Origin of the sequence: Methylobacterium sp. J-077 (assembly GCF_022829365.1) — a bacterium.
Lineage (GTDB): Bacteria > Pseudomonadota > Alphaproteobacteria > Rhizobiales > Beijerinckiaceae > Methylobacterium.
This window is the reverse complement of record NZ_JAKSYJ010000139.1, coordinates 1-923: the sequence shown is the minus strand read 5'-3', so window position 1 is coordinate 923 and position 923 is coordinate 1. Positions and strand designations below refer to the sequence as shown.

Sequence of the window (923 nt, the reverse complement as noted above, 5' to 3'; positions counted from 1 at the left end):
GGGGCCGGTGCGGGGCAACAAGTAGGGACCAATTAATCAAATCCCTGCTCCGCCCCACCCCGGCCTTCGCGGGCGCCGCTTTCGCCGGCCCGGCCTTCGCCGCGGACCGGCCGCCCCGCGCGGCGCGCCGGCGGGTTTTACCCCCGTGCCCGGTGTTCACCTGGACCGGCGCCTACTCCGGAATCAAGGCCGGCTACGCCTCCAAGGCCAGCAGCCGTCCCACCAGTCCGGTCTCCGGAATCCCGGCCCCCTACGCCACACCGGCACTACCGCCACCTTCCGCGACCGCAGCCAGGACGGCTTCTCCGGCGGCGCCCAGGTCGGCTACAACTACCAGTTCACCCCGGGCTCGGGCGTGGTCGTCGGCATCGAGGCCGACGCCCAGTATCTCGACTTCGGCCGCAACCGGAACAACGCCTTCATCAACGGCGCCGTCGCCCCGGGCCTGTACGTCACCGACCCGCGCGGCCTGTCGAGCCTCGACTACTTCGGCACCGTGCGCGGCCGCCTCGGCTACGCCTTCGAACGCACCCTCGTGTACGGCACCGGCGGCTTCGCCGACGGCTCGGGCAGCGCCGACCGCTCGTGTGGCGGCTACGCCGGCAACGACAGCTTCCGCACCGGCTACGCCGTCGGCGGCGGCATCGAGTACGCCCTCCCCACCGAGTCGTTCCTGAACTTCTTCCGCTCCTCGGCAGTGCCGCTCAAGGTCGAAGGCCTGTACGTCAACCTCGACCGCAACAACCGCAACCAGGGCGCCCTGGTGGTCAACGCCGCCAACCTCGTCCCGGCCTCTTACGGCCCGATCGGCCGCCGCGCCGACGAGTTCGCCGTCGTCCGCCCCGGCCTGAACTACAAGTTCGGCTCGTACTAGGACCCCGAAAACCGCTCCCGGCCTCCGGGCCGGGAGCGGTTCCGGATTC

At 71.2% G+C, this 923-nt stretch carries 1 pseudogene; it reads left to right on the top strand.

The window, feature by feature from the left end:
- The first annotated feature begins 35 nt into the window (after positions 1-35).
- Positions 36-874: pseudogene (locus tag MKL11_RS16700) on the top strand (outer membrane protein).
- Positions 875-923: the final 49 nt, after the last annotated feature.